Genomic DNA, 25,370 nt, shown 5'->3' with positions numbered 1-25,370 from the left:
GCTTCCACTCGCACGTCAGCGCTGTGGACATGCCACGGTCGACTCGGTGCCCCTCGGCACCACGTGAGGTGGCCGAGCGGCCGAGCCACCGCGGCTGACCTGGATGGAAGCTGCAGGCTGCCACGTGGGGCGCCTCCTGTGACTCAAACTCACAGGAGGCGCCCCTTCGTCGTCCCCTCCACAGGGCAGCGCTCCGGCCTGGCCGGAGGCCACCGGTCGAGTCCAAGCTCGATGCATGCAGGTAGCCCTCATCACCGACCTCGGTGCGATCACCGAAGAATGCGCCCGAGTCGCCGAAAGCATCGGCATCTCCCTGACCGTTCTGCCTCCCGACTCCGGAGGCTGGCAGTCCGCGTCGCTCATCCTCCTCGGCGAAGACGTCCGCGAAGCCCCCGCCACCGACAGGGCGGACACGATCCTCGTCGTCCTCGACGATGACGAACCCTCCTCGACCTGGGCGAAGGCCGCCCACCTCGGCGTCGACCAGCTCGCCGTGCTGCCCGCCGCCGCGGAATGGCTGAGCGGACGGATGATCGCCGCAGTCGAACCGCCTGGCGCACCCGGAACCACGGTCGGCGTCGTCGCCGGCTGCGGCGGGGCGGGTGCCTCCGTGCTCGCATGCGCACTCGCCCGACGAGCCGGAGCCGATCACAGCACCGTCCTCGTCGACGCCGACCCGCTCGGCGGGGGACTCGACCTCGTCCTCGGCGCCGAAGCGGTGCCCGGACCCCGGTGGACCGACCTCAGCGCCTCCCGCGGACAGCTGCGTCCCTCAGCCCTGGCCGATGCGCTGCCCCGCCACGACGGACTCGCGCTGCTGTCCTGGGGGCGGGACGACACCGTCGACCTCGACCCCGACGTCTTCGACGACTTCCTCGCCGCAGCCGGTCAGGCCTTCGACCTCGTCATCGTCGATCTGCCCCGCCACGCCCCACCGCAATGGACGAGACGCTGCCATCATGTCCTTCTCGTCTCCCCGGCCCGGGTCCGGTCGGCCGTCGCCTCCTCCCAAGTGGCCAAGCGTCTGTCCCAGGCCCACCCCGATGTGCGCCTCGTCGTCCGCGAAACCGGTCCCGGGGGCCTCGACGCCGAGCTCCTCGCCGACTCCATCGGTCTGAGTTTGGCCGGGAGCATCCGCGATGATCCGGGACTGTCCGCCGCCGTCGACCGCGGCGAGGGCATCCCCGGCGGGGCGCACCTCGGCCGCCTCGTCGATCGCTTGCTGGGGGAGTGGGTCGAATGAGCGAATGGCTCGATGCCTCGCTGGTCGCCGATGTCCGCAAAACGCTGCTCGACAAGCCGGGACCGGTGACCACGGCCGCCGTCGCCGAGGCGGTCCAACGCACCGGACGTGTGCTCGGTTCGTCCGCCCTGCTCGAGCTCGTCACCCGGCTGTCCGCGCAGCTGTCCGGGGCAGGACCTCTGCAGTCCGTGCTCGAGGTGCCCGGCACCACGGACGTGTTCGTCAACGGGCCGCGTGAGATCTTCGCCGACACCGGCGACGGGCCCCGGCTGCTCGACCTGTCCCTGGGAGCCGAAGAGGACGTACGGTCACTGGCGGTCCGGTTGGCCGCCCTCGGCGGGCGCCGCCTCGACGATTCCTCTCCCTATGTCGATGTGCGCCTGCCCGACGGGGTGCGGATGAACGCGATCGTCCCTCCGATCTCCGGGGACACGACGACGATCAGCTTCCGCGTGCCCAAACGCTCCGGATTCCCCTACTCCCAGCTCTGCGAGGAGGGGTTCGTCCCCGATGAGATCAGCGCCCTCATCGCCGAGGCGGTCACGTCACGGGCGAACATCCTCATCTCCGGCGGGACGGGCACGGGGAAGACCGTCCTCCTCGGCGCTCTGCTGTCCCTGGTCGAGACGATCCAGCGAATCGTCATCGTCGAGGACTCCCGCGAGCTCATCGTCACCCACCCGCACACCGTCCAGCTCGCGGCCCGCCAAGCCAACGTCGAAGGCGGCGGCGAGGTGACTCTGACCGACCTCGTGCGCAACGCCCTGCGGATGCGGCCCGACCGCCTCGTCGTCGGGGAATGTCGCGGCGCGGAGGTCCGGGACATGCTCACCGCGCTCAACACCGGTCATGAGGGCGGGTGCGCGACCATCCATGCGAACACCGCCGAGGCCGTGCCCAGCCGGGTGGCCGCGCTCGGGGCGTTGGCGCAGATGAGCCCTGATGCCGTGTATTCGCAGTTCTCCACCGCCATCGACCTCGTCATCCATCTGCGGCGCTGCGGCTCCGAGCGGGGAATCACGGAACTGGCGATCCCGACGAGGGTCGGTGCCGAGGCAGTCGTTATGGAACCGGTGTGGGGCCGCCCGTCACCGTCGACAGCCGGCACCGTCAACCGCCGTGCCCTGGCCCGGTTCGAATCCGTGCTCGAACAGAAATCCGCACAATGATCGTCCTCACCGCCGCTCTGATCGCGGCCGGGATCATCCTCGCGGCGCCCCCGGACCCGGGTGCCAGACTGCTGGAACTCCTGCACCGTGCTGACGGTGGCGGATCAGTGCCGAAAGGAGTGCGTGCCGTCTTTCGCCGAGGCGGCCGCACCGCCGATGATCAGGCCGAACGGCTGTGGGCGATCGCCGCGGTGGAGAACTGCGCCCATCTGCTCAAGGTGGGGATGACTCCGCAGGCGGTGATGGCCACGCTCAGCCGCCGCAATGACGCGCTGGCCCCGATCTCACGCGCGATCTCGTTGGGTGAGGAGCCCGGACGCGCCATCGCCACCCGCAGCAGCGCGCTGTCGGAGGCCGCCGCTCACGTGCTGACCGGAATGGCCGCCGTATGGACGGTGTCCGAACGTTCCGGAGCCCCCGCGGCGGAGATGATCCTGCGTTACGCGGCCGCCCAGAGAGACGCCCTCGACGCCGAACGCGAACGCCGCATCGCCATGGCCGGTCCGCGGTCGACGGTGCGGGTGCTCAGCTGGCTGCCGCTCATCGGCGTCGGCCTCGGCCTGCTCATCGGCGTCCGACCCCTGGAACTCATCAGCGGGCTGCCGGGACAGCTGAGCATCGGTGCCGGGCTCCTCCTGTACGGGGCCGGCCGATGGTGGATGCGGACGATGATGCTGCGAGCGCAGAGGTGACCATGCTTGCTGTGCTCATCGGTGCCTGCGTCGGTCTCGGCGTGCTGCTGTGGTCCGGATCGACCCGCCGGAGACTGCAGAGCCTCCTCAGCGAGGGCAGGACCGATCCGACCGGCACCGAGGCGGCTGCCCCGGAGGCGAGCACGGCTGGGTCGGGGACGGAGCCGGCGGTGGCCGATGATCAGTTGGCATTCGACCTCGATCTCGTGGCGATCTGTCTGACCTCGGGGCTGCCGATTCCCGTGGCGCTGACCTTGACCGCCGAGGCGACCGATGACCGATCGGACCTGCAGAGGATCGCCCGTGCGATGGCGATCGGCGGGCGCAGGCTCGCCGACGACGATCGGCTGCTGCCGGTGCTCGAAGTCTTCGAATTCTCCGAACACACCGGTGTCGGCCCGGCACCTCTCATCGAGTCCGTGGCCGAGGAGCTGCGGGCGTCCTCACGCCGGCGCCGCCAGGAGGCCGCCGCTTCGTTGGGTGTGCAGCTGGTGCTGCCCTTGGGTGTGTGCATTCTGCCGGCGTTCCTGCTGCTGTCTGTCGTTCCGGTCGTCATCTCGCTGCTGACCGATCTCACGACCGTGTTCTTCTGAGGTGGTGACCGAGTTTTCAGACTCGACCGATAGGCTCGGGACATGGCACCGGTCACACCCTTCAATCAGCTGTCCACTGTCGAACAAGCCGAAGACTACGCCGAGAACCTCTTCGTCGGCCGATCCGTGCGTCTGCGGCCCCTGAGGGAGGATGATCTGCCGTACCTCGAGCAGTGGTGGTTCGATCCCTCGATCGTCGTCTTGCAGAATCACACGGTTCTGCCGCGGCCGGAAGGGGGAGTATCCGAACAGTTCTCGCAGTGGAGCGCGAACACCTCGAGCGAAGCGGTCGGCTTCAGCATCGAGCTGACCGAAACCGAAGAGTTCGTCGGCCACATCACCCTCTACAGGCGCAATCCCATCAACCAGTCCGCCACTCTGGCAATCGTCCTCGGCCCTGAATTCCACGGGCGCGGCTACGGCTCGGACGCGGTGCGACTGGCCGTGAAGTACGGGTTCCTCCAACTGGGACTCAACCGCATCGAGCTGCAGACCTGGGCGTTCAACACCCGTGGAATCGCCTCCTACACCAAGGCCGGCTTCGTCGAAGAAGGCCGTCGACGAGAAGCCGTGTTCTTCAACGGCCGACGCCACGACGAAGTCATCATGGCCATCCTCAGAGACGACTGGGCCGGCAACACCTGAGGCGCCCCCGCCACTGACTCGCACGCCGTTTCCTGTGGACGGCCTCTCCACTCGTCCAAGGTGAGCCTGTGGATGCAGAACCCGTTTCCACAGGCGCGAAACCGAGTCTGGACACGACAGTGCGCTCACTCCCAGGCTGAAGGTCCGCTCGCAGAGTGCAAGCGGGGTTTCAGCCAAGGAGGAGAGCATGGCCACAACTTCACCGCCCCCGGAGATCGAGGACCCGCCGAAGGGTCAGATCGAACCGGTCGACGACCACACTGAGATTGATCAGTTCTGGGACTCCGACACCGGAGCGACCACCGCCGAATATGCGATCACCACTCTGGCCGCATGCGGATTCGCCGCACTGCTCGTCGTCGTCCTCAAATCAGAGCCGATCAAGGAACTCATCACCGGGGTCATCTCCACGGCGCTCGGTCTGGGAAGCTGAACCGCCATGGCACGCGGAGGCTCCCGTCAGCGGCAGCGAGGTCGGGATCGCGATGCGGGAACGGCGACCGCGGAATTCGCCGTCGTCATGCCGGCTGTCGTGCTTCTCATCGTGCTGCTCACGGGAGCCGCCGCGGTCGGCTTCTCCCAGCTGCGAGCCTTCGACGCCGCCCGGTCGGCGGCCCGTGAGATCGCCCGCGGCGAACCCCGAGCCGCCGTCGTGTCCGAAGCGAAGAAGCACGCCGGTGAGTCCTCCTCGGTCCGCGTCCGAGCCGACGGCGGATACTCGGTCGTGACCGTCACGATCGAACTGCCGGCTGCGATCTTCTTCCTCGACGCCGTCGATGCGCATGCCACTGCGCGATTCGAAGGGGACAGGTCCGGGCCGTCATGACGAACATCGTTGTGGGGCTCTGCTCGATCGTGCTCGTCCTCGTCGCCGCCATCGGCAGCCTCGGCCAGGCCTTCGTGGCCCACAGTAGGGCGCAGAGCGCCGCGGACCTGGCGGCGCTCGCCGCCGCGGACGCCGTGCGCGGACTGGCCACCGGAGAACCGTGTGAGATGGCGAAGGAGGTGGCGATTCGCAATGGCGGTCACCTCAAGGACTGCCGTGCCTCGCTGAGTGAGCAATCCGCCTACGTCGTCATCGAAGTCGAAATCCCCGGGCCTCTGCCGAAGGTCAGAGAGGAGGCCGTCGCCGGGAAATGAGAGGATCGGCTACCTGAGTACGGTGCGCAGCAGCCGCAGCGCAGCGTCCTTCTCGAGCGGTTCGTTCCCGTTGCCGCACTTGGGCGACTGCACACACGACGGGCACCCGTCGACGCACTCACATGCGGCGATGGCATCCCTGGTCGCACCCAGCCACTCATCGATGACCTCGCTGCCGCGTTCGGCGAACCCGGCGCCTCCGGCCAGACCGTCATAGACGAACACCGTCGCCAGCCCGGTGTCGGCATGCAGTGCCGTCGACACACCCCCGATGTCCCAGCGGTCACAGCCGGCGAAGAGCGGCAGCAGACCGATCGAGGCATGCTCGGCGGCATGGACGGCTCCGGGCAGGTCTCCGGAGACGACGTCGGCCTCGTCGAGGACGCTCTGCGGAATCGTCCACCACACGGCCTTCGTCCGCAGCGTGCGCTCGGGCAGGTCGAGCTCGTGTTCGGCGATGATCGCTCCACCGCGTTTGGCCCGCATCCGGTAGGCCACGACCTGATCGATGACGTCGACGGTTCCGCTGCACACAGCCACCCCGGACGGCAGAACCCGCTGCGCATCGGTGTCGACGATCGAGATCTCCGTCTGCGAGCGCGGCTGAGTCGTGTAGTCGACCTCGGCGCGTTCGACGGCGACGATCCGGTCCTCGAGGTCGAGATCGAGGACGGTGAAGTCGATGCCCTGATGCGTGTACACCGCTCCCGGATGGGCTCCCGTATGTGCACCCGATTCGTCGACCGTGCCCAGCAGGGTGCCGGTGCTCGCCTCGACCAGGCTGAACTGTCCGCCGCCGGCGCCGCGGATATCGGACAGGTCGGCCGCCGGTTGGTCCTTTGCCCAGAACCACCCGGTCGGCCGTGCCCGCAGCATCTTCGCCTCCACGAGGTCGTCGATGACCGCGGACGAATTGTCCGGGAAGTGCACGAGGTCGGTCGACTTCAGAGGCACCTCGGCGGCGGCCGCACACAGGTGACCGGAGAGCACATGCGGGTTGCCCGGATGGATGACGCCGGCGTCGACGGGGGAGTCGAAGATGACTTCGGGATGATGGACGACGAAGGTATCGAGCGGATCATCACGGGCGATGAACACGGCCATCCACCGCTGTCCGGCTCTGCCGGCACGCCCCGCCTGCTGCCACAGGGAGGCCAGGGTTCCCGGCCAGCCGGAGATGATGACGAGGTCGAGCCCGGAGATGTCGATGCCCAACTCCAGCGCATTCGTCGACGCCACGGCCAGCAGCTGACCCGAACGCAGCGCGGTCTCGAGCATCCTGCGCTCTTCGGCCAGATACCCGCCCCGGTAGGCGGCGACCTTGCCCGTCAGGGTCTCATCCACCTGCCCCACCTGGTCACGGACCGTCTGGGCGAGGGCTTCGGTGCCTCGGCGGGAGGCGATGAACGTGATCGACCGAAAACCGGCGCACATCGAATCGGTGATGACATCGGCGGCTTCGACCAGACCGCTGCGCCGGTCCCCGCCGGGAGACACGGGAGGCTCCCACAGGGCGAAGCTGCCGGCTGCGCGCGGGGACGAATCCTCGGTCACCGCATGTGCGGCCCGCCCGGTCAGCTTCGCAAAGGCTGCGTCCGGATCCGCCATCGTCGCCGACGCTCCGATGACGACCGGTGCCGCCCCGTAGTGGGCGGCGATGCGCAGCAGGCGGCGGAGGATGAGTGCGACATGGGACCCGAACACACCGCGGTACCGGTGGGCCTCATCGATGACGATGAAGCGCAGGTTCTTGAACATCCGAGCGAAGCGCTCGTGCTGGGGCAGGATCGACCGGTGGAGCATGTCGGGGTTCGTGAAGACGATGTTCGCATGCCGCCGGGCCCAGTCCTTCGAGACCTGCGAGGTGTCGCCGTCATAGCTGGCAGGACGCATGCCCTGGACGACGAACCGCTCGAGTTTGGCCAGCTGATCGGCGGCCAGAGCCTTCGTCGGCGCGATATAGATCGCCGAGGCGGAGCGCAGCTTCCCCCGCGACGCTTGGATCGCTTCGAGCACCGGCAGCCAGAAACCCAAAGACTTGCCCGAGGCAGTGGGGGTGGCGATGACGACGTCGGAACCGTCCCTGGCCGTCTGCGCCGCCTCGAGCTGGTGCTGCCACAGAGCGTCGACGCCGATGGAATGGCATGCGTGCTTGAGCTCCTCATCGATCCAGTCCGGCCACGCGGCGTCCCGTTCGAACCGCTGCGGGATATCGCGGACATGGACGATCCGCTCATCCCGGGCACCGAAACCGGTGACGATGTCGAGAAGAGCAGAGGAGGCCATGAGTCAATTATGGCGCAGTCGCTAGGATTCTTCTGTGACTGATCTGCCGTTGGCCCACCTGGGCGAGACCCTCTACCATTCCGGATACACCGAACCACGGATGCGCCAGTTCTGGGGCGGCCCGACCTCGGAGGCGCTGTTGCGCAACAACGCCGCACCCGCCATCCACCACTGCACCCGGACGCTGGCGGACCAGTCGTCGACGGCCGCCGACCGGGCCATGGCCAGCGCGGCGCTGCTCTTCCACTTCCACCGCACAGTCCCGGTCACCGAGGTCCGAGCCCTGCTGGGGGAGTCCTTCGACACCGCCGCCGAGGCGGAGCTGATCAGCGTGGACGACGACGAGGTGGTCGCCCCCTTCGCCCTGACCCCCTATGATCTTCCCGTCGGTGTCCCGCGCGGCTTCCGTCCCGGGGACGAGAACCTCTACCTCGTGGCCGACCACGGCACCCTGACCACACCGGATGTCCTCGACGGAGAATTCGTGCTCGGCCTCGGCGGCGCCGGCCGGACTTTGGTGTCGATCACCCCGCGTGACCACGTGGGTGTGGCTGCCGACATCGGCACCGGCTGCGGAATCCAAGCTCTGCTGCTGGCCCGTCACAGCGACCGAGTCATCGCCACCGACATCTCCCGCCGAGCCCTGCGCCTGGCCGAACTCTCGGCCGGGCTCAACGGTGTGACGACGATCGAATTCCGGCACGGGTCCCTCCTCGAACCCTTGGACGAACCCGTGGATCTGCTCGTGTCGAATCCGCCGTTCGTCATCACCCCGCGCAGCACGGACACCACCTTCGAATACCGGGACGGCGGAATGACCGGAGACCGCCTCGTCCGGGAGCTGTTCACGCGGATCCCGGCCAACCTCACCCCGGGCGGACGCAGCGTCTGCCTCGGAAACTGGGAGGCCGCCTCGGGGACGGACGAAGGGCCGGAGGCATGGGTCGGCGATGACGACACGTCGGTGTTCGTCATCGAACGCGAGGCCCTCGACCCCATCGCCTATGCCGAAACGTGGATCCGCGACGGCGGGACCCCTCGCGCCAGCACCGTCTGGAATAACGCAGTCGCCGCATGGCTCGACGACTTCGCCACCAGAGCTGTGGACGAAATCGTCTTCGGGTACGTGCTGATGACAAAGTCCGATAACGATGCGCCGACAATTGATTCTCCGGACTCCGCGGTCGGTGACGATCAGCCGGGCCTCGTCGGTGGACTGTCGGGCACGGTCGAGGGAGTGTTCAAGGCCCGGGTGAGAGTCACCTCGGCGCCGGCGCACAATCCGCACGGACTCGCGGAGTTCCTCTCCACGACCATCGCGATCCGATCCTGGCTGGCAGCAGCCGGGCCGGAGGAGATCGCCGGGACCGCTTTCACGCGCTCACCCGACCTCGTCGAACATCACCATTTCGTTCCCGGAGCGCCGGAACCCAGCTCGATCACCTTGGAACAGGGGATCGGCTTCGGGCAGGTCTTCGACCTCGATACGGCGTTGGCCGGGTTCGTGTCTGTCGCCGACGGGTCGCTGACTCTGAGGCAGACGGCCGCGGCTCTGGCTCAGCTTCTCGAGGTCGATCCCACGGCTCTGGAAGATCAGCTCGTGGCGCAGGTCAGAGCCCTGTGCGCGGCGGGTGCACTGCTGCCCGACAGCGGTTCCGTCGAGCGCTCGACGACTCGGTCGACCGGGGAATAGGGATAGGATCGGAAACCGTTGACCCCGTGTCCGAGCCGAAACCGGACGAGGTCCGGACAGCTTCCGTGGGTTGAGGGCCGATGAGGAACGTGCCCGATCAACAGTGTTACATTGGGCCGGATCGTCCGTTGCAGCGGGCAGCTGATGCCGTGAGAGGAATGTGAAAGCGTGACCACAACCGAGAAGAAGCCCCGTCGCCTCGTCATCGTCGAGTCTCCGACGAAGGCGCGAACGATTGTGGGATACCTCGGCGACGGTTATGACGTCGAGGCCTCAGTCGGTCATATCCGCGACCTGCCCACTCCCTCGGAGCTGCCCGCCGATATGAAGAAGGGGCCGTACGGAAAGTTCGCTGTCGACGTCGACAACAACTTCGACCCCTACTATCGGATCGACCCGGGCAAGAAGAAGAAGGTCACCGAACTCAAGCGTCTGCTCAAGGACGCCGACGAACTCTATCTGGCAACGGATGAGGACCGCGAGGGAGAGGCCATCGCGTGGCATCTGCTCGAAGTCCTCAAACCGAAGATCCCGGTCAAGCGCATGGTCTTCCACGAGATCACGCCTGAGGCGATCGACCGTGCCCTGGAGAACACCCGCGATATCGACACCTCGCTCGTCGACGCGCAGGAGACCCGCCGCATCCTCGACCGCCTCTACGGCTACGAGGTCTCACCCGTGCTGTGGCGCAAGATCCGCGCAGGGCTCTCTGCCGGACGCGTCCAGTCCGTGGCCACTCGACTCGTCGTCGAACGCGAACGCGAGCGCATGGCCTTCGTGCCCGCCGACTACTGGGACCTCGACATCGACCTCGGTCTGCCGGACGGGACGAACCCGTTCGCCGCGAACCTCACCACCCTCGACGGGGCGCGGGTGGCCACCGGCCGAGACTTCAACGACAAGGGCGAGCTGAAGAACACCTCGGCGACGATCGTCGACCGGGCCCGCGCGGAATCCCTGGCCACGGAGCTGAACGGCAGCGCCAAGGATGCGCTGACGGTGACCGCGGTGGAGTCGAAACCCTACTCCCGCCGCCCGGCCGCACCGTTCACGACCTCGACCCTGCAGCAGGAAGCCGGACGCAAGCTGCGCATGAGCGCCCGTCAGGCCATGCGCACCGCCCAGTCGCTGTACGAGCACGGCTACATCACCTATATGCGTACCGACTCCTCGGCGCTGTCGGGTCAGGCCATCGCCGCCGCCCGCAAGCAGGTGACCGAACTCTACGGTCCCGAATTCGTTCCGAACTCGCCGCGCCAGTACGCGAGCAAGCAGAAATCGGCGCAGGAGGCCCACGAGGCGATCCGACCCGCCGGTGACTCCTTCCGCACCCCGGCGCAGGTGTCCAAACAGCTCAACGGCGACGAATTCCGCCTCTACGACCTCATCTGGAAGCGCACCGTCGCCAGCCAGATGGCCGATGCGAAGGGCAAGACCGCGACCATCAAGGTCAGTGCAGCTCTCGCCGACGGTCATGAAGCCGGATTCAGCGCCAGCGGCACCGTCATCACCTTCCGCGGGTTCCTCGCCGCCTATGAAGAGGGCCAGGACGCGTCCCGCTACGACACGAAGTCCGGGGAGTCGCGGCTGCCGCAGGTCGAAGAGGGCCAGGCACTGTCGGTCGTCAAGGCCGAAGCCGACGGACATACCACAGCTCCGCCGCCGCGTTTCACCGAAGCCAGCCTGGTCAAGCAGCTCGAGGAGCTCGGCATCGGCCGTCCCTCGACCTATGCGGCGACGATCTCCGTCATCCAGGACCGCGGCTATGTGACCACTCGCGGCAACGCACTGGTGCCCAGCTGGTTGGCGTTCTCCGTCGTGCGCCTGCTCGAGGAGCACTTCACCGGACTCGTCGACTACGCGTTCACCGCCGACCTCGAATCCGAACTCGACCGGATCGCGATGGGCGAAGAGGACCGCAACGACTGGCTGGCCGGATTCTACTTCGGCGACAAGGGTCAGGACCGAGAGGGACTCAAAGCAATCGTCGACGACCTCGGCGATATCGATGCGCGCGAGGTCAACACCGTGGCCATCAGCGACGGTGTGAACCTGCGGGTGGGCCGCTACGGTCCCTACCTTGAGGTCGCCTCGGAGAAGGACGGCGAGGACCCGAAGCGGGTCTCCGTCCCCGACGATCTGGCACCCGATGAGCTGACAGCGGCGAAGGCGGCCGAACTCATCGAATCCCAGGGCGACGGCGACCGCGAGCTCGGTGTCGACCCGGAGACCGGACACACCATCGTGGCGAAGAACGGTCGATTCGGGCCCTATGTCTCCGAAGTGCTGCCCGAGCCCGAGGAGAAGCCGAAGCGGGGCGCTAAGAAGCCGAAGCCGCGCACCGCTTCGCTGTTCAAGTCGATGGATCTGAACTCGATCGACCTCGAGACCGCGCTCAAGCTGCTCAGCCTGCCGCGTGTGGTCGGTCAGGACGAAGAGGGCACGGACATCACCGCACAGAACGGCCGCTACGGACCGTACCTGAAGAAGGGCACGGACTCCCGTTCCCTGACGGACGAGGAACAGATCTTCAACATCACCCTTGAGGAGGCGCTGAAGATCTATTCCGAGCCGAAGCAGCGCGGCGGTCGTCGTGCCGCGGCACCGCTGAAGGAACTCGGTGAGGACCCGGAGACGAAGAAGCCCGTCGTCGTCAAGGACGGCCGCTTCGGGCCGTATGTCACCGATGGCGAGACGAACGCGACCCTGCGCAAGGACGACTCCGTCGAAGCCGTGACGCTCGAGCGCGCCGCGACTCTGCTCGCTGAGAAGCGCGCGAAGGGACCGGCGAAGAAGAAGGCTCCGGCGAAGAAGGCGCCCGCCAAGAAGACGACTGCGGCCAAGACGACTGCAGCGAAGAAGACGACGGCGGCGAAGTCCACTGCCGCGAAGAAATCGACGACCACGAAGTCCGCAGCGTCGAAGTCGACAGGGACGAAGACCACGGCCGCGAAGAAGACGAGCACGGCCAAGCCGAAGACTCCCTGAGTCGACGGCCGTCGAGTCCCCGGCATTCGCTTTGGAATGCTTTCGCCACCTGCCTGAAGTCCCGGGCCGGTGGCGAAAGTCGTTTACTCTCCCGTGGCCTGTGATACCCCGTGGCCGGTGATTGTTGGGTCGACACCGGTCACGTACTCCAGTGCTTCTGGGACGAGGTCAGCAGTGCCTTAAGGGGCGAGGTCAGTCGCGCGATGAATCCGCGAAATCGGTGAGCGCCCGACCGTCGAGGCGATAGGTCTCCCATTCGTCCTGCGCCTTCGCACCCAGAGATTCATAGAACCCGATCGACGGTGTGTTCCATTTGAGCACGCACCATTCGAGTCGGGTCAGTCCGCGCTCCTGGCAGATCCTCGCCAACCGACCCAGAAGTGCCTTCCCGGCGCCCGAGCCGCGATGGTCGGGGGAGACGAAGAGGTCTTCGAGCCAGATGCCGTTCCTGCCCGTCCAGGTGGAGAACGAATGGAACCAGATCGCAATGCCGATGACGTCGCCGTCCGCCTCGGCCACGAGACCGAACGTGTTCGCGTGCCCATCGTCGGGGAACATCACTGCCGCGAAGTCCGCCTCGGTGGCCTCGACCGCATCCGGTTCCTTCTCATAGACGGCCAGTTCGCGGACGAGCCGCAGGATGTCGGGCAGATCCGCAGGCTGTGCTTCACGAATGGTGACGGTCATGGTGTGTCCTCAGAGTCGGTGTTTGTCCGCGTGGGCGGCCACCTCGGCCAGCTCCTCGGCGGTGGGGGACAGGGGCGTATGCGGATTCGCGTCGGAATAGTAGGCGGCGAACGCCTCGGCGACGGAATCGATCGTCACCTCGGGGTGGATCTCGCTGATCGATCCGCCCGTGGACGGATCCCAATCGATGCCGAGGGCGGCTTCGACGTCGGTGAGGACGGCGCGGATCGGATTCGGGTCCTCGACGACGACGGACGACGAGAACAGCCACGCCCCGGAGACCACCCGCTGCGCGGTGCCGATCGCTTTGATCCGCCCGGCCACGTTGACGCTGTGCTCACCCGGACAGTATTCGCCGGGAATCTCGCCGAGGCGGGCATCGATGCCCAGCCTCCGCAGCACCTCGACATAGTCCTCACCGAAACCGGTGAATCGTGCGGTGGTGTTCGTGATGAACGCATCACTCGGTTCGATGTGATCGATGACCAGAGATCCCGGGTGGTAGGCAGCCGCACGCCCGCCGAGACTGCGCAGAGCAGGCGTGAAGCCGTGGTCCCGGGCCGCTTCGACGGCGGTGGCGAAACCGGGCAGGAAACGATCCCGGGCTCCGAACGCCAAGGTCGGGGCCGGTCGGTACATCCGCAGAGTCGCCCCGCGACGTCCGGCCTTGACCGAATCGAGAAGGACGCGGGCGAATGCGAGTTCTTCCACCGGTCCCAAACCGTCTGCGGCCACCGTAGCCATCGCCAGTGAGTCTGTGTGCACGAGTTCAAGGGTAGAGGATCGGCAGACGTCGGTCCGGTTCGGGTTGTCGCAGATCGCACTCGTTTCCAAGAGATATGTCAGTTCGGGCAGATAGTGTAGGGCTGTGAGCATGTTGACGACTACAGGACACCGACTGCCCGGAGCCCCCGGCCGCCTGGTCACCGAGACCGCCGCCTGGGGTGCCCTGATCGTTCTTGTCGCGATCAGCTATGTCGTGGCAGGAACCAGCGGACTCGTCGCGACGGTGGGCGGACGCGCGTACACCGCCATGGGGGAGTCGCTGAGCGCGGGAGGATTCGACAACCAGATGGGCAGTCTGTCGCTGCTCATCGTCTTCGCCCTCTCCTGCGCCGGCCTCTTCATCCCCGCCAAGGTGTTCGCCTCCCGACCTCCGGCGGTGCGCAAGACCGCTCTGTCGATCTCCGCGATCATCGAAGCCGCACTCCTCGTCGTCCTCAGCCTCGCTCCCAGTGCCTGGCTGACCTGGGTCGCGGCCCTGTTCCTCGGCGCCGTGGTGGGACTGCTCATGAGCATCAACCCGTTCAGACATGAGAAGCCGTGGCGTCGTGTCGGCATTCCCGCGGCCGTCCTCGTGTTCGTCTCCTGCGCTTTCCAGATCCTCGGAGGCTCCGCTGCGGGAACCCAGGCGCTCGGATGGGTGTCGCTGCTGGTGGGCATCGGCATGGCCGCCGGTTCCGTGATCATCTTCCTCACCCCCGAACGCGCCCTGCACGCGGAGTCCGCGACGACCGGGCAGTTCCCCGAACTCAAAGCTCGGGTGGCCCGCCCCGCCGAATCGATTTCGAATCCGTGGGTGTGCATCGGCCTCTTCGCCGTCCTCGGCGCGACCTTCATGCTCGCTCAGCCGACGGCGATCGGCCACGGCTACGGTCAAGCTGGCTTCGCGGTCATCATCGCCTGCTGTCTCGTCGGATGGGCCATCGGATTCGAGATGGGTCCGACCTTCGCTCCCGGAATGTCCCGTCCGCGCGTGTCCACTTTCGCTCTGCTCGTCTCCGGTGTGCTGCTGTTGGCCACCGGAAGCATCAACGAGCTCTCCGGCAAGGTCGTGCTCTCGGCGGCGATCGCGTTCCTCGTCGGCATCGGCGTGCGCGCTCAGCCCTATGATTTCTCCCGCCGCTACGGTGCCGTCGCCGGTGCCGGCCTGGCATTGGTGATCAACGCACTCGACCTCGGCGGCACGGTCGAAGTCGGTTCGAGCCCGGACTGGGTGCTGGTGCCCAGCGACGTCGCATTCATCGTCTTCGGCATCGCCGCTCTCGTTGCCGGAGTCATCGGACTCTTCACCTTCGACCCGCACAGACTGCAGGGTCTGTCCGTCGACATCGTCCACGGATTCCGTCCGCCCAGCCAGCCGGAGACCGCGTCCGGCGGCCTCGGGAACTCCGCCGAGCGCCTCGGCGCCGGGTTCTTCATCGCCATCGAGGGCGGAGACGGTTCGGGCAAATCCACGCAGATCAAACGCATATCCGCTGCCCTGGCCGATGACGGTTATCACGTGGAGGCCACGCGCGAACCCGGCGGCACCGAATTGGGCACGAAGATCCGTTCCGTCCTCTTCGACTCGGATCCGCCGAGCCCGCGCACCGAAGCCCTGCTCTTCGCCGCCGACCGTGCCCACCATGTGGCATCCCTGGTCGACCCCAGTCTCGATGCTGGAAACATCGTCATCACCGACCGGTACATCGATTCGACGATCGCCTACCAGTCGGCCGGCCGCAGCTTCGACGAGAAGACGATCCTCGCACTGAGTCGGTGGGCCACCCAGGGGCTCGTGCCGAACCTGACGATCGTCCTCGACATCGAACCCGAGGTCGCGGCCGAACGGATGGGCAAGCGCGGCGACAGCAACTACCTCGACCAGGAGAACCAGCAGTTCCATCAGCGCGTGCGCCAGACCTACCTGTCTCGTGCACATAAGGAACTCGACCGGTATGTCGTCCTCGACGCCTCGGTCGACGCCGATGAGCTCACCGAACAGATCCTCGCAGCCATCCGCGCCAGGCTTCCGCAGACACTGGTCAAACGCGATACCAGCGCCGAGGCGGCCCCCGCCTCGACGTCGATCGCTGAGGCCGACAGCGGTCCGGAACGCAGTTCCGTGCCGATCGCTGCCGTGGCCGCCGGCACCGCGGACGAAGGTGATCCGGCGGAGGCCGACGACGTGGCCGCCGACGCGGACTCCGGTGAGAGCTCCTCAGACGTGAACGGTGAGAACGAGTCCGACGACACCGCCGCCGACGGCAATGACGAAGCAGACGAAACAGTCGCAGACGACAGCGACACCGACGAAAACGACACGAGCGGCGATGACGCGGTGCACGAACGTGGACCCCGTTTTGTTCCCGCCTCCGGCGACCGGTTCGTTCCCTCTGCCGTCACCGACGCCGATGCCGAGATCTCCGGCGCCGTTCCCACCGAACGCGTCGACCTCGGTGCCGATCTGCGGGAGGATCCGGCCGCCTCGGCGGGGGAGGAATCGACCGGTGCTTCCAATTCTCCGGCACCCACGGGTGAGGCCGCGGATCGGGAATCGGAGAATGACGAAAAGGAGCTCCCGACTTTCCTTGAACAGAAGGGTGCGCGCCGATCCGACGAAGATGAGGCGACTACGGTGCTGCCGGCCCACGGGAACACGTCCGAGGCGATCATCGCCGACAGCGACGATGCCGACGGAGTGCCGACGGACCGAATCGCCACGGACGACGAAGCGGAGACCCGGATCGTCAACCGCGTCGATCCCGACGAGGCCGAAACCCGTGTGGTCCACCGTCCCGAACCGGCGGTGGAGACCGAATCGGATGACGCGGCCGATGACTCGGCCGCTGCCGGGGACGCGGAGACCACGGTGCTGCCGGTGCGCAGTGCACGGGAGATGAGCCGTGAGCGGTTGCAGGCCCAGGCCGAGATCGAACGGCAGGCCAGGGAGCGTCTGCGCAGGCAGCGCGAACGCAGCAACCGTCGCTTCACCAGCCCGGAGGATTCCTGAAATGAGCGTCTTCGACGAACTCGTCGGCCAGGATGACGTCATCACGCAGCTCGGTTATGCCCTGGACAACCCGGCGGCGATGACCCATGCGTGGCTATTCACCGGCCCTCCCGGCTCGGGGCGGTCGAACGCGGCACGCGCCTTCGCCGCCGCGCTCATCTCCGGCGGCACGGAATCGAACGATGCGACCGCTCGGGTGCTGTCGGGCCATCATGAGTCCCTGACGATCATGTCGACGCAGAAATCGGTCATCTCGATCGAAGAGGTCCGCGAACTCGTGTCCAAGGCGCAAGCGTCGCCGGTGAACTCGAAATGGCGTGTCGTCATCATCGAAGATGCCGACCGGATGATGGAGCGCACGGCGAACGTGCTGCTCAAAGCCATCGAAGAGCCGCCTCCGGGAACCGTGTGGCTGCTGTGTGCGCCGAGTCCGATCGATGTGCTCACCACCATCCGGTCGCGGTGTCGACCGGTGCGTCTGCGCATCCCGTCTCGGGACGCTGTGGCGCAGCTGCTGATGCAGCGTGACAACGTCTCCGAGGACCGCGCTCATTGGGCTGCGGCCGTGGCACAGAACCACATCGGGCGCGCGAAATACCTGGCGCTCAACGAGTCGGCCGATGCCGAACGCAAGCAGATCCTCGCCATTCCGGGCAAACTCACCTCGGTGGGGGCGACGATCCGTTTGGCCGGTCGCATCGTCGATGCCGCGGCAGAGACCGCGAAGTCACGAGTCGAAGAGCGCAATGCCGCCGAGCGGACTCAGCTTCTGACCACGTTGGGTGTCGAAGGGGAGAAGACGATTCCGCCTTCCGTCAGAGCGCAGATCAGAAAGCTTGAGGAGGAGCAGAAACGCCGCTCGGTGCGGGCCCGCAACGATGAGCTCGACCGGATCTTCCTCGAGCTGATGAGCCTCTACCGGGACATCCTCATGTACCAGTTGGGGATCCGAGACGGATGGATCAATGCCGGCGAAATCGATCTCATCGCCGAACAGGCGAACCGGGACGGGCCCGATACCACGCTGCTGCGCATCGATGCGATCACCGAGGCCCGGCAGCGCCTGCAGACGAACATGTCGCCTGTGCTCATCGTCGAAGCAGCCTTCGTGCTGCTGTCGAACCCCTGGCTGCAAGAGGACCGCACGGGCGCACTCTGATCGCCGACGGTTGAACGCGCCGGGGGAGTGGTCGAATGCTCAGGCGTCGCCGAGGAGTTCTGCGACGAGTGCCGCGGTGAGTTCGATGCGGCGGGGAATCCAGATCTGCAGAGCGTGTTCGGTCCGGGCGTGGGAACCTCCGCCGACGGTGCCGAGTCCGTCGAGGGTCGGCGTCCCGACTCCGGCGGTGAAGTTGCCGTCCGATCCGCCGCCGACTGCGACTGACCTCAGCGGGGGATGCCCGAGTCGTCCTGCCAGTCGTTGGGCACGGGCATAGAGGCCCATCGCCATGTCCTCTTCGAGCGGGGCGCGGTTGATTCCGCCCTTGAGTTCGATCTTTGCACCGGCCACGGTGGGCGTCAGAGCGTGCAGAGCGTCATCGATGCGGACCTGTTCATCCGCCGAGGCAGCTCGGGAGTCGATTCCGACTACGGCTTTGGCCGGTACGGTGTTCGTGGTTGATCCGCTGGTCATCACGGTCGGGACGACGGAGGTGCCGACCGAGGGTTTGTGCAGTGCCGCGATCTCGATGACCTGGTTGGCCACTTCGATGGTGGCGTTGATGCCCTTCTCCGGTTCGACTCCGGCGTGCGATGCCAGACCGGTGACTTCGAGCTGGTAGATCGCCACTCCCTTGCGCGCGATCTTGACGGCACCGTCGGCGGCGCCGCTTTCGAACACGAGAGCCGCCTTCGCTCCGCGCGCTTCGTCTTCGATGATCTGCCGGGAACCAGGGGAACCGAGTTCTTCATCGGCGGTGATGAGGAGGCTGACGCCGTCGAGTCTGCCGAGTTCGGCGCGGACCTTCGCCAACGCGTAGATGGCGATGAGCAGTCCGCCCTTCATATCATCGGCGCCGGGTCCGCGGACCACTCCGTCCTTGACCGAATACGGGAAGTCGGCGAGCGTTCCTGTCGGCCAGACGGTGTCGTGGTGGCCGATAAGCACGACCTTGCGCGGGCCGGTGCCGAAGCGCCACAGCACATGCGGGTGGCCGTCGGTCTCGATGATCTGAGGTGCGGCACCGAGCATCCCGGTGCCGATTCGCGAGACGAGTCTGGCGCTGCGAGCCAGTGACTCGGGATCCTGGGAGAACGACTCACATTCGATGAGCGCCTGGAAGTCACTCATGAAGTCGTCGGAGTCGAACTCTGCCATGGATGTCTCTCCCTCGTGTTCGTGTACCAACTGTCCTTTCAAGGTTAACGGGTGCCGAGTCGGGCCCCGGAGGCACCCGCTCGACGGTGGTACAGCTGCTGGACTGTCGCCTGTCAGCGTGGGGTGACGGAGCTCTCGGTCGGAACCGCCCAGGAGGGCGATCGCCGTTTTGACCGCCGGGAGAGAAGTTGGCTAAAGTTAGGTCGGTTGCCGCCTTAGCTCAGTCGGCAGAGCGATTCACTCGTAATGAATAGGTCGCGGGTTCGATTCCCGCAGGCGGCTCGGCAACAGCCCCTCTGATCAGCACAAATGATGATCAGAGGGGCATTTTGCATTCGTCGAGTCTGCGCCGAGGACGCGAGACCCTCAGACGCTCAGCGCTTCTTCACCGGCTTGAACGACGTCGAGCACTTCCACGTCGTCTTGCCTTTCTTTGCCGTCACGGTCACCTTGACAGCCTTACCAGGGGTAGCGCCGGAGATGTAGTACTTCAGAGAGGTCTTGCCCTTCTTCGACGCGGTGCCGTTCTTCTTCGTCTTCGTCGTCTTGTAGTGGGCAAGGGTCTCGACCTCGGCCGTCGAGCCGACCTTCGAGACGTTGACCCAGGTATTCGAGCACTGGCGGGGCTTCGAATTCGAAATCTTCACTGCGCATTTCTTCGTCGCAGCTTCGGCGGGTGCCGCGTCGACGGCGATGGGGCCGGCGAGCAGGCCGGCCGCAAGGGTCAGCGCCATCAGCTTTGAGCCCATCTTCGTGCGGGCAGGGGTGGTCAAGGACATGATTCCCCAGGGGGTCAGAAATGATCGAGCCATCTTAACCACCGCTGCTGTACCCCGCTGTCGCCGAAATGACTCGGCCGGAGAACTGCTATCAGTTCGAGAGATCGGAGGAGACTGTCGGCTCAATCCGCCCGTCTTCCCTCCCTCGTCGCGCCATGCTGCGAGCGGGACCAGCCTGTGTTGCTCGTCACCCGAAACCGGGGCACAATGGGACGTGCGAATGTTACTGAACGATCGATCAGATCTTGTGGTCGGTCTTCCATCCAGACTGTGAGGAACACATGAGCGAAGCGTTCATCTATGACGCAGTGCGCACCCCACGCGGTAAGAACCGCGGCGGGGCGCTGCACAGCGTCAAGCCCATCGATCTCGTCACCGGCCTCATCGACGCCGTACGCGAGCGCAATCCGGACCTCGACGACTCCCAGATCGACGACATCGTCCTCGGCGTCGTCTCTCCAGTCGGCGAACAGGGCAGCGACATCGCCCGTGTCGCCGCGATCGCCGCCGGCCTCGACGAGTCCGTCGCCGGCGTTCAGGTCAACCGCTTCTGCGCCTCCGGGCTCGAAGCCGTCAACATCGCCGCCCAGAAGGTCGGCTCCGGATTCGAGAACCTCGTCCTCGCCGGTGGCGTCGAATCGATGTCCCGTGTGCCGCTGGGATCCGACGGCGGAGCCTGGGCGCAGGATCCGACGACGAACTATGACACGTACTTCGTGCCCCAGGGAATCGGTGCCGACCTCATCGCCACCACCGAGGGCTTCAGCCGTGCAGACGTGGATGCCTTCGCCGCCGAATCGCAGAAGCGAGCCGCCACGGCCTGGGAGAACAGCCTCTTCGAAAATTCGATCATCCCGGTCAAGGACATCAACGGCATCACCGTGCTCGACCGCGATGAGCACATGCGTCCTGGATCGACCGTCGAATCGCTGTCGCAGCTGCCACCGGCCTTCGCCAAGCTCGCCGCACAGACCGGATTCGACGAGGTGGCTCTGCAGAAGTACCACTGGATCGAAGCCATCGACCACGTTCACACCGCCGCGAACTCCTCGGGAATCGTCGACGGTGCAGCGCTTGCCATCCTCGGCGATGAGGAGGTCGGCCAGAAGATGGGAATGAAGCCCCGCGCCCGGATCGTCTCCACTGCAGTCACTGGGTCCGAACCCACCATCATGCTCACCGGTCCGACTCCGGCGACGAAGAAGGCCCTCGACAAGGCCGGAATGACGGTCGACGACATCGATCTGTTCGAGCTCAACGAAGCATTCGCCGCCGTCGTGCTCAAGTGGATGAAGGATCTCAACATCCCCCACGAGAAGGTCAACGTCAACGGCGGAGCCATCGCCATGGGCCACCCGCTGGGAGCCACCGGCGCCATGATTCTGGGCACTGTCCTCGACGAACTCGAGCGCCGCGACCTCAAGCGTGGACTCGTCACCCTGTGCATCGGCGCAGGAATGGGCATCGCGACGATCATCGAAAGGGTCTGACATGACGAACACTGAAACGACCGCTGCAGACTACCAGCGCACCACCGATGCCGATGGCATCGTCACCGTCGTCATCGACGAGCCCGGTGCCAAGGTCAACACCATGAACGACTACTTCGCGGCCGCCCTCGAGGCGACCGTGGAGTGGCTCGAAGCCAATGTCGACGACATCAGCGGTGTCGTCCTCACCTCGCCGAAGAAGACCTTCTTCGCGGGCGGAAACCTCAACAAGCTGCGCGAGGCGGACCCGTCCAATGCGGCAGAGGAATTCGAGGCTGTCGAACACCTCAAGAAGGTGCTGCGCCGCCTCGAGACCTTCGGCAAGCCGGTCGTCGCCGCCCTCGGCGGAGCGGCACTGGGCGGCGGACTCGAACTCGCCCTGGCCGCTCATCACCGAATCGCCGCCGACGACAACCCGAGCGCCCGCTTCGGCTTCCCCGAGGTCTCACTCGGCCTGCTGCCCGGCGGCGGCGGAGTCGCCCGATCGGTGCGCATGCTCGGCATCCAGACCGCTCTGCAGAAGGCCATCCTGCCGTCGACGAAGTTCAAAGCCGCCGACGCCCAGGCACTCGGCCTCATCGACGAACTCGCTCCCGCGGCCGAGCTCGAATCCAAGGCCAAGGCCTGGATCAAGGCCAACCCCGAAGCTGTGCAGCCGTGGGACGTCAAGGGCTTCAAGATCCCCGGCGGCTCCCCGTCCTCGCCTAAGATCGGCGCCATGCTCCCCGCGCTGCCGTCCCTGCTGCGCAAGCAGGGCAAGGGTGCGCCGATGCCGGCTCCGCGAGCCGTGGTCGCCGCAGCGGTCGAAGGCGCACTGGTCGACATCGACACCGCGCTGACGATCGAATCCCGCTACTTCGTCAACGTCACCCACACACCGGTGGCGAAGAACATGATCAAGGCGTTCTTCTTCGACCTCGGCCACATCAACTCCGGCGGCTCGCGCCCCGACGGATTCGAACCGCGACAGGTGAAGAAGCTCGGCGTGATCGGCGCCGGAATGATGGGTGCCGCGATCGCCTACAGCGCCGCGAAGTCCGGTATCGAGGTCGTGCTCAAAGACGTCGAGCTCGCCAATGCGGAGAAGGGCAAGGCCTACGCCGCCAAGCGTGAGGAATCGGCCCTGGCCAAGGGCAAGACCACCGAGGAGAAGTCGCAGGCCGTCCTCGACCGGATCACCCCGAGCGCCTCGGCCGAGGATTTCGCCGGTGTAGACTTCGTCATCGAAGCGGTCTTCGAATCCGTCGATCTCAAGCAGAAGGTGTTTCAGGAGATCCAGGACATCGTCGAGCCTGATGCGGTCCTCGGTTCGAACACCTCGACCCTGCCGATCACCGACCTGGCCAAGGGCGTCACCCGGGACAAGGACTTCATCGGCGTCCACTTCTTCTCGCCGGCCGACAAGATGCCGCTGGTCGAGATCATCTGCGGTGAGAACACCTCCGACGAGGTCCTCGCCCGCACCTTCGACCTCGTGCAGCAGATCCGGAAGACTCCGATCGTCGTCAACGACTCCCGCGGATTCTTCACCTCCCGTGTCATCGGCACCTTCATCGCCGAGGCGGTCGCCGCCGTGGGCGAGGGAGTGGAACCGGCCAGCGTGGAACAGGCGGCCCTGCAGGCCGGGTACCCCACCGGTGCCCTGCAGCTGCTCGACGAGCTGACGCTGACCCTGTCGCAGAAGATCAACAAGGAGACCCGCGACGCGGTCGAGGCCGCTGGCGGCACCTGGATAGCCCACCCCTCCGAAGCCGTCTTCGACTGGATGGTCGAGCAGGGACGGACCGGACGCAAGGACGGCGCCGGCTTCTACGACTACGACGAGAACGGCAAGCGCACCTCGCTGTGGGCCGGTGTGCGCGAGAAGTACGAATCGGGATCGAATGATCAGCCCTTCGCCGATCTGCAGGAGCGGATGCTCTTCGCCGAGGCGATCGAGACGATCAAATGCCTCGACGAGGGTGTGCTCACCTCGGTGCCGGACGCGAACATCGGTTCGATCTTCGGCATCGGATTCCCCGCGTGGACCGGCGGCGTGCTCCAGTACGTCAACCAGTACGAAGGCGGACTGGCCGGCTTCGTCGACCGGGCGAATGATCTGGCTGCGAAGTACGGCGAGCACTTCACACCGCCGGCCTCACTGGTCGAGCGCGCGAAGACCGGGGAGACCTACGAGTAAGTCGCAGGTCAGCTAGGTCGGCTCCGCCTCAACGATCGCCGAGGCAGGACCGGCCCCCGGAATAGCCTGTTGGCCTTCCGGTGTTGTCCAGTCGCACTGAGACTTCAGTGTCACTGACATCTACCGGAAGGCCATTGCTATGCGCGCCGCCGTCTACGACGCCTACACAGAGAACTTCGACGACATCACGGTCCGGGAGCTGCCCGACCCGAAGGTGCCGCCGGCCTCAGTGCTCATCGAGGTCCGAGCTGCAGGGGTCAACCCTGTGGATTGGAAGCTCGTCGGCGGTCACCTCGACCCGGTCATGCCCACTCAGTTCCCCGTCACCCCGGGATGGGACGTCGCCGGAGTCGTCGTCGGTCTCGGATTCGACACCCCGGAATTCTCCATCGGGGACGAAGTCCTCGCCTACGCCCGCAAGGACGTGCTGGGCGGAGGAACCTTCGCGGAGAAGGTCGCGGTCCCGGTCCATGCGGTGGCTCCGAAGCCGAAGAGCCTGAGCTGGGAACAGGCCGGCGGTCTGCCGCTGGCCGGCGGCACCGCTCTGCGCACCCTCGAGTCGCTCGGGGAGCTGGAGGGCAGGACCGTGCTCATCCACGGAGCATCCGGGGGAGTCGGCAGCTTCGCCGTGCAGATCGCCGGCGCCGCCGGCGCTCGAGTCATCGGCACCGCCTCTGAAGCCAACCACGAGTACCTGCGTGGGCTCGGCGCTGAACCCGTGACCTACGGCGACGGTCTCGTCGAGCGCGTTCTCGAGGCCGCCGGCGGCAAGGTCGACGGGGTCGCAGACTTCGTCGGGGGAGTCCTCGATGACACGCTGGCCGTGCTCGCCGAGGACGGCAGCCATGCCTCCGTGACCGATCCCAGCGTCGCCGAGCACGGCGGACGGCACATCTGGGTGCGCCCCGACGGCTCCGAGACCGCACGCCTGGGCCTCCTCGTCGACGAGGGCAAACTCACCGTCGACGTCGCCGGCACCTACGGCCTCGACCAGGTTCCGCAGGCCTTCAAGGACAGTGCCACCGGCCACGTGCGCGGCAAACTCGTCATCGTTCCCTGAGCCCCAGTGCCGCGGCAGCGGCGGCGCGCAATTCGACCCCGACCACCTCGGCGCTCGACCGCCGGGCCTGGTGCGGGGTCGAATTCATCATTCCGAACGCCGCGTGCACGCGCACCGTTGACGTCTCCAGAGTCCACGTCGGGTGGGCGGCCTCGACGACTTCTGCCCACCGGCTGACATAGGCACGCTGCAGGCGGCGCACGGTCCGTCGCGATTCGTCCGGCAGCGCTTCGAGGTCGCGGTCCTGAATGCGGATGAGCTCGGGCTCGCCCATGGCGAAGTCGACATGGAAGTCGATGAGACGTCGCAGGGTCCGGGCCGCCTCGGTGGGGGAGATCCCCGAGGCGGTATCCCAGGCCGCGGAGACGATCTCCTCACCCCCGGACTGCAGATACGCCGAAATTCCGACGAGCAGCTCCTCGAGCACGGCCTCCTTCGACGAGAAATGCCGGTAGACCGCCGGCGCCGAGATCCCCGCACCTTTGCCCAGATCGTCGAGGCGCACACCGTGGAAGCCGTGCCGGGCATAGAGCGTCTTTGCGACCTCGAGCAGCTGCTCGCGCCTGGCTGCCTTCGCCGCCGCCCGCGCCGTCGGTTTGGTCTCGTCCGAGGTCGACATTCGGCCTCCTTCCCT

21 protein-coding genes and 1 tRNA gene are annotated in these 25,370 nt (G+C 66.4%); 16 read left to right on the top strand and 6 right to left on the bottom strand.

Features of this window, described 5'->3' with window-relative positions:
• Window positions 1-235 precede the first annotated feature (235 nt).
• The 8 genes from ssd (at window position 236) to AD89_RS0107900 (ending at window position 5,482) form a co-directional block, all read left to right on the top strand.
• Complete coding sequence (ssd, locus tag AD89_RS0107935; protein WP_025778071.1) at window positions 236-1,243, top strand: septum site-determining protein Ssd; 1,008 nt, start codon at window positions 236-238, stop codon at window positions 1,241-1,243.
• Window positions 1,240-2,412: a TadA family conjugal transfer-associated ATPase gene (locus AD89_RS0107930; protein WP_025778070.1), complete on the top strand. Its 1,173-nt coding sequence runs from the start codon at window positions 1,240-1,242 to the stop codon at window positions 2,410-2,412. The genes ssd and AD89_RS0107930 overlap by 4 nt, the downstream gene beginning before the upstream one ends.
• Entirely contained in the window at window positions 2,409-3,104 is a 696-nt protein-coding gene (locus tag AD89_RS0107925; RefSeq protein ID WP_025778069.1) for a type II secretion system F family protein, read from the top strand. Before AD89_RS0107930 ends, AD89_RS0107925 begins: the two co-directional genes overlap by 4 nt.
• Window positions 3,105-3,106: 2 nt before the next feature.
• Window positions 3,107-3,697: a type II secretion system F family protein gene (locus AD89_RS0107920; protein ID WP_025778068.1), complete on the top strand. Its 591-nt coding sequence runs from the start codon at window positions 3,107-3,109 to the stop codon at window positions 3,695-3,697.
• Between the two features lie 42 nt (window positions 3,698-3,739).
• Window positions 3,740-4,342, top strand: coding sequence for a GNAT family N-acetyltransferase (locus tag AD89_RS0107915; RefSeq protein WP_025778067.1), 603 nt, complete (start codon window positions 3,740-3,742; stop codon window positions 4,340-4,342).
• Window positions 4,343-4,529: 187 nt separating this feature from the next.
• Complete coding sequence (locus tag AD89_RS0107910; protein ID WP_025778066.1) at window positions 4,530-4,775, top strand: DUF4244 domain-containing protein; 246 nt, start codon at window positions 4,530-4,532, stop codon at window positions 4,773-4,775.
• A gap of 6 nt (window positions 4,776-4,781) precedes the next feature.
• Complete coding sequence (locus tag AD89_RS0107905; protein ID WP_025778065.1) at window positions 4,782-5,168, top strand: TadE family protein; 387 nt, start codon at window positions 4,782-4,784, stop codon at window positions 5,166-5,168.
• Window positions 5,165-5,482: an Rv3654c family TadE-like protein gene (locus AD89_RS0107900; protein ID WP_025778064.1), complete on the top strand. Its 318-nt coding sequence runs from the start codon at window positions 5,165-5,167 to the stop codon at window positions 5,480-5,482. The genes AD89_RS0107905 and AD89_RS0107900 overlap by 4 nt, the downstream gene beginning before the upstream one ends.
• Window positions 5,483-5,491: 9 nt before the next feature.
• Here the strand turns inward: AD89_RS0107900 and AD89_RS0107895 are convergent, their stop codons facing one another.
• Entirely contained in the window at window positions 5,492-7,768 is a 2,277-nt protein-coding gene (locus tag AD89_RS0107895) for a DEAD/DEAH box helicase (protein ID WP_025778063.1), read from the bottom strand.
• Between the two features lie 34 nt (window positions 7,769-7,802).
• Between AD89_RS0107895 and AD89_RS0107890 the strand changes: the two genes are divergently transcribed.
• Window positions 7,803-9,461, top strand: coding sequence for a methyltransferase (locus AD89_RS0107890; RefSeq protein ID WP_025778062.1), 1,659 nt, complete (start codon window positions 7,803-7,805; stop codon window positions 9,459-9,461).
• A gap of 168 nt (window positions 9,462-9,629) precedes the next feature.
• Window positions 9,630-12,449, top strand: coding sequence for a type I DNA topoisomerase (gene topA, locus AD89_RS0107885; protein WP_025778061.1), 2,820 nt, complete (start codon window positions 9,630-9,632; stop codon window positions 12,447-12,449).
• A gap of 192 nt (window positions 12,450-12,641) precedes the next feature.
• Here the strand turns inward: topA and AD89_RS0107880 are convergent, their stop codons facing one another.
• Together AD89_RS0107880 and AD89_RS0107875 are read right to left on the bottom strand one after the other, a co-directional pair.
• Complete coding sequence (locus AD89_RS0107880; RefSeq protein ID WP_025778060.1) at window positions 12,642-13,136, bottom strand: GNAT family N-acetyltransferase; 495 nt, start codon at window positions 13,134-13,136, stop codon at window positions 12,642-12,644.
• Window positions 13,137-13,145: 9 nt separating this feature from the next.
• The gene (locus AD89_RS0107875; protein ID WP_231488527.1) at window positions 13,146-13,901 is read right to left on the bottom strand and encodes a lipoate--protein ligase family protein; all 756 of its coding nucleotides are present in this window, start codon (window positions 13,899-13,901) and stop codon (window positions 13,146-13,148) included.
• Window positions 13,902-14,010: 109 nt separating this feature from the next.
• Here AD89_RS0107875 and tmk point away from each other — a divergent pair, with 109 nt between their 5' ends.
• Together tmk and AD89_RS0107865 are read left to right on the top strand one after the other, a co-directional pair.
• A complete protein-coding gene (tmk, locus tag AD89_RS0107870) occupies window positions 14,011-16,911 on the top strand; it encodes a dTMP kinase (RefSeq protein ID WP_025778058.1) in 2,901 nt (966 codons plus the stop codon).
• 1 nt (window position 16,912) lies between these two features.
• Window positions 16,913-18,070 carry a DNA polymerase III subunit delta' gene (locus tag AD89_RS0107865; protein WP_025778057.1) on the top strand — a complete coding sequence of 386 codons (1,158 nt, stop codon included), beginning with the start codon at window positions 16,913-16,915 and terminating at the stop codon, window positions 18,068-18,070.
• Between the two features lie 39 nt (window positions 18,071-18,109).
• Here AD89_RS0107865 and AD89_RS0107860 read toward each other — a convergent pair whose 3' ends face one another.
• Window positions 18,110-19,228, bottom strand: coding sequence for a M20/M25/M40 family metallo-hydrolase (locus tag AD89_RS0107860; protein ID WP_025778056.1), 1,119 nt, complete (start codon window positions 19,226-19,228; stop codon window positions 18,110-18,112).
• 209 nt (window positions 19,229-19,437) lie between these two features.
• Between AD89_RS0107860 and AD89_RS0107855 the strand changes: the two genes are divergently transcribed.
• Window positions 19,438-19,510, top strand: a tRNA-Thr gene (locus AD89_RS0107855).
• A 92-nt stretch (window positions 19,511-19,602) separates the two neighbouring features.
• On the opposite strand, the gene AD89_RS0107850 is transcribed toward AD89_RS0107855, so the two are convergent.
• Window positions 19,603-20,040 (bottom strand): hypothetical protein, encoded by a 438-nt coding sequence (locus tag AD89_RS0107850; protein ID WP_231488525.1) that lies wholly within the window; start codon window positions 20,038-20,040, stop codon window positions 19,603-19,605.
• A gap of 248 nt (window positions 20,041-20,288) precedes the next feature.
• Here AD89_RS0107850 and AD89_RS0107845 point away from each other — a divergent pair, with 248 nt between their 5' ends.
• From AD89_RS0107845 to AD89_RS0107835, 3 genes are all read left to right on the top strand, one after another.
• Window positions 20,289-21,497 carry an acetyl-CoA C-acetyltransferase gene (locus tag AD89_RS0107845; protein ID WP_025778054.1) on the top strand — a complete coding sequence of 403 codons (1,209 nt, stop codon included), beginning with the start codon at window positions 20,289-20,291 and terminating at the stop codon, window positions 21,495-21,497.
• 1 nt (window position 21,498) lies between these two features.
• Window positions 21,499-23,676: a 3-hydroxyacyl-CoA dehydrogenase NAD-binding domain-containing protein gene (locus AD89_RS0107840; protein WP_025778053.1), complete on the top strand. Its 2,178-nt coding sequence runs from the start codon at window positions 21,499-21,501 to the stop codon at window positions 23,674-23,676.
• Window positions 23,677-23,815: 139 nt separating this feature from the next.
• Window positions 23,816-24,736, top strand: coding sequence for an NADP-dependent oxidoreductase (locus AD89_RS0107835; RefSeq protein ID WP_025778052.1), 921 nt, complete (start codon window positions 23,816-23,818; stop codon window positions 24,734-24,736).
• Here the strand turns inward: AD89_RS0107835 and AD89_RS0107830 are convergent.
• Entirely contained in the window at window positions 24,723-25,355 is a 633-nt protein-coding gene (locus tag AD89_RS0107830; protein ID WP_025778051.1) for a TetR/AcrR family transcriptional regulator, read from the bottom strand. The two genes, AD89_RS0107835 and AD89_RS0107830, sit on opposite strands and share 14 nt — an antisense overlap.
• Between the last annotated feature and the right edge of the window lie 15 nt (window positions 25,356-25,370).

It is taken from the genome of Brevibacterium sp. VCM10 (assembly GCF_000583215.1).
Lineage (GTDB): Bacteria > Actinomycetota > Actinomycetes > Actinomycetales > Brevibacteriaceae > Brevibacterium > Brevibacterium linens.
This window is presented reverse-complemented; position numbering and strand designations above follow the sequence as displayed.

Excerpts from the sequence above, each read along its gene's own strand:
- AD89_RS0107860 (WP_025778056.1), bottom strand. The coding sequence starts at position 19,228 with ATGGCAGAGTTCGACTCCGACGACTTCATGAGTGACTTCCAGGCGCTC.
- AD89_RS0107915 (WP_025778067.1), top strand. The coding sequence starts at position 3,740 with ATGGCACCGGTCACACCCTTCAATCAGCTGTCCACTGTCGAACAAGCC.
- ssd (WP_025778071.1), top strand. The coding sequence starts at position 236 with ATGCAGGTAGCCCTCATCACCGACCTCGGTGCGATCACCGAAGAATGC.
- AD89_RS0107865 (WP_025778057.1), top strand. The coding sequence starts at position 16,913 with ATGAGCGTCTTCGACGAACTCGTCGGCCAGGATGACGTCATCACGCAG.
- AD89_RS0107830 (WP_025778051.1), bottom strand. The coding sequence starts at position 25,355 with ATGTCGACCTCGGACGAGACCAAACCGACGGCGCGGGCGGCGGCGAAG.
- AD89_RS0107835 (WP_025778052.1), top strand. The coding sequence starts at position 23,816 with ATGCGCGCCGCCGTCTACGACGCCTACACAGAGAACTTCGACGACATC.
- AD89_RS0107840 (WP_025778053.1), top strand. The coding sequence starts at position 21,499 with ATGACGAACACTGAAACGACCGCTGCAGACTACCAGCGCACCACCGAT.
- AD89_RS0107895 (WP_025778063.1), bottom strand. The coding sequence starts at position 7,768 with ATGGCCTCCTCTGCTCTTCTCGACATCGTCACCGGTTTCGGTGCCCGG.
- tmk (WP_025778058.1), top strand. The coding sequence starts at position 14,011 with ATGTTGACGACTACAGGACACCGACTGCCCGGAGCCCCCGGCCGCCTG.
- AD89_RS0107930 (WP_025778070.1), top strand. The coding sequence starts at position 1,240 with ATGAGCGAATGGCTCGATGCCTCGCTGGTCGCCGATGTCCGCAAAACG.
- AD89_RS0107925 (WP_025778069.1), top strand. The coding sequence starts at position 2,409 with ATGATCGTCCTCACCGCCGCTCTGATCGCGGCCGGGATCATCCTCGCG.
- AD89_RS0107910 (WP_025778066.1), top strand. The coding sequence starts at position 4,530 with ATGGCCACAACTTCACCGCCCCCGGAGATCGAGGACCCGCCGAAGGGT.
- AD89_RS0107845 (WP_025778054.1), top strand. The coding sequence starts at position 20,289 with ATGAGCGAAGCGTTCATCTATGACGCAGTGCGCACCCCACGCGGTAAG.
- AD89_RS0107905 (WP_025778065.1), top strand. The coding sequence starts at position 4,782 with ATGGCACGCGGAGGCTCCCGTCAGCGGCAGCGAGGTCGGGATCGCGAT.
- AD89_RS0107880 (WP_025778060.1), bottom strand. The coding sequence starts at position 13,136 with ATGACCGTCACCATTCGTGAAGCACAGCCTGCGGATCTGCCCGACATC.
- AD89_RS0107850 (WP_231488525.1), bottom strand. The coding sequence starts at position 20,040 with ATGGCTCGATCATTTCTGACCCCCTGGGGAATCATGTCCTTGACCACC.
- AD89_RS0107920 (WP_025778068.1), top strand. The coding sequence starts at position 3,107 with ATGCTTGCTGTGCTCATCGGTGCCTGCGTCGGTCTCGGCGTGCTGCTG.
- AD89_RS0107900 (WP_025778064.1), top strand. The coding sequence starts at position 5,165 with ATGACGAACATCGTTGTGGGGCTCTGCTCGATCGTGCTCGTCCTCGTC.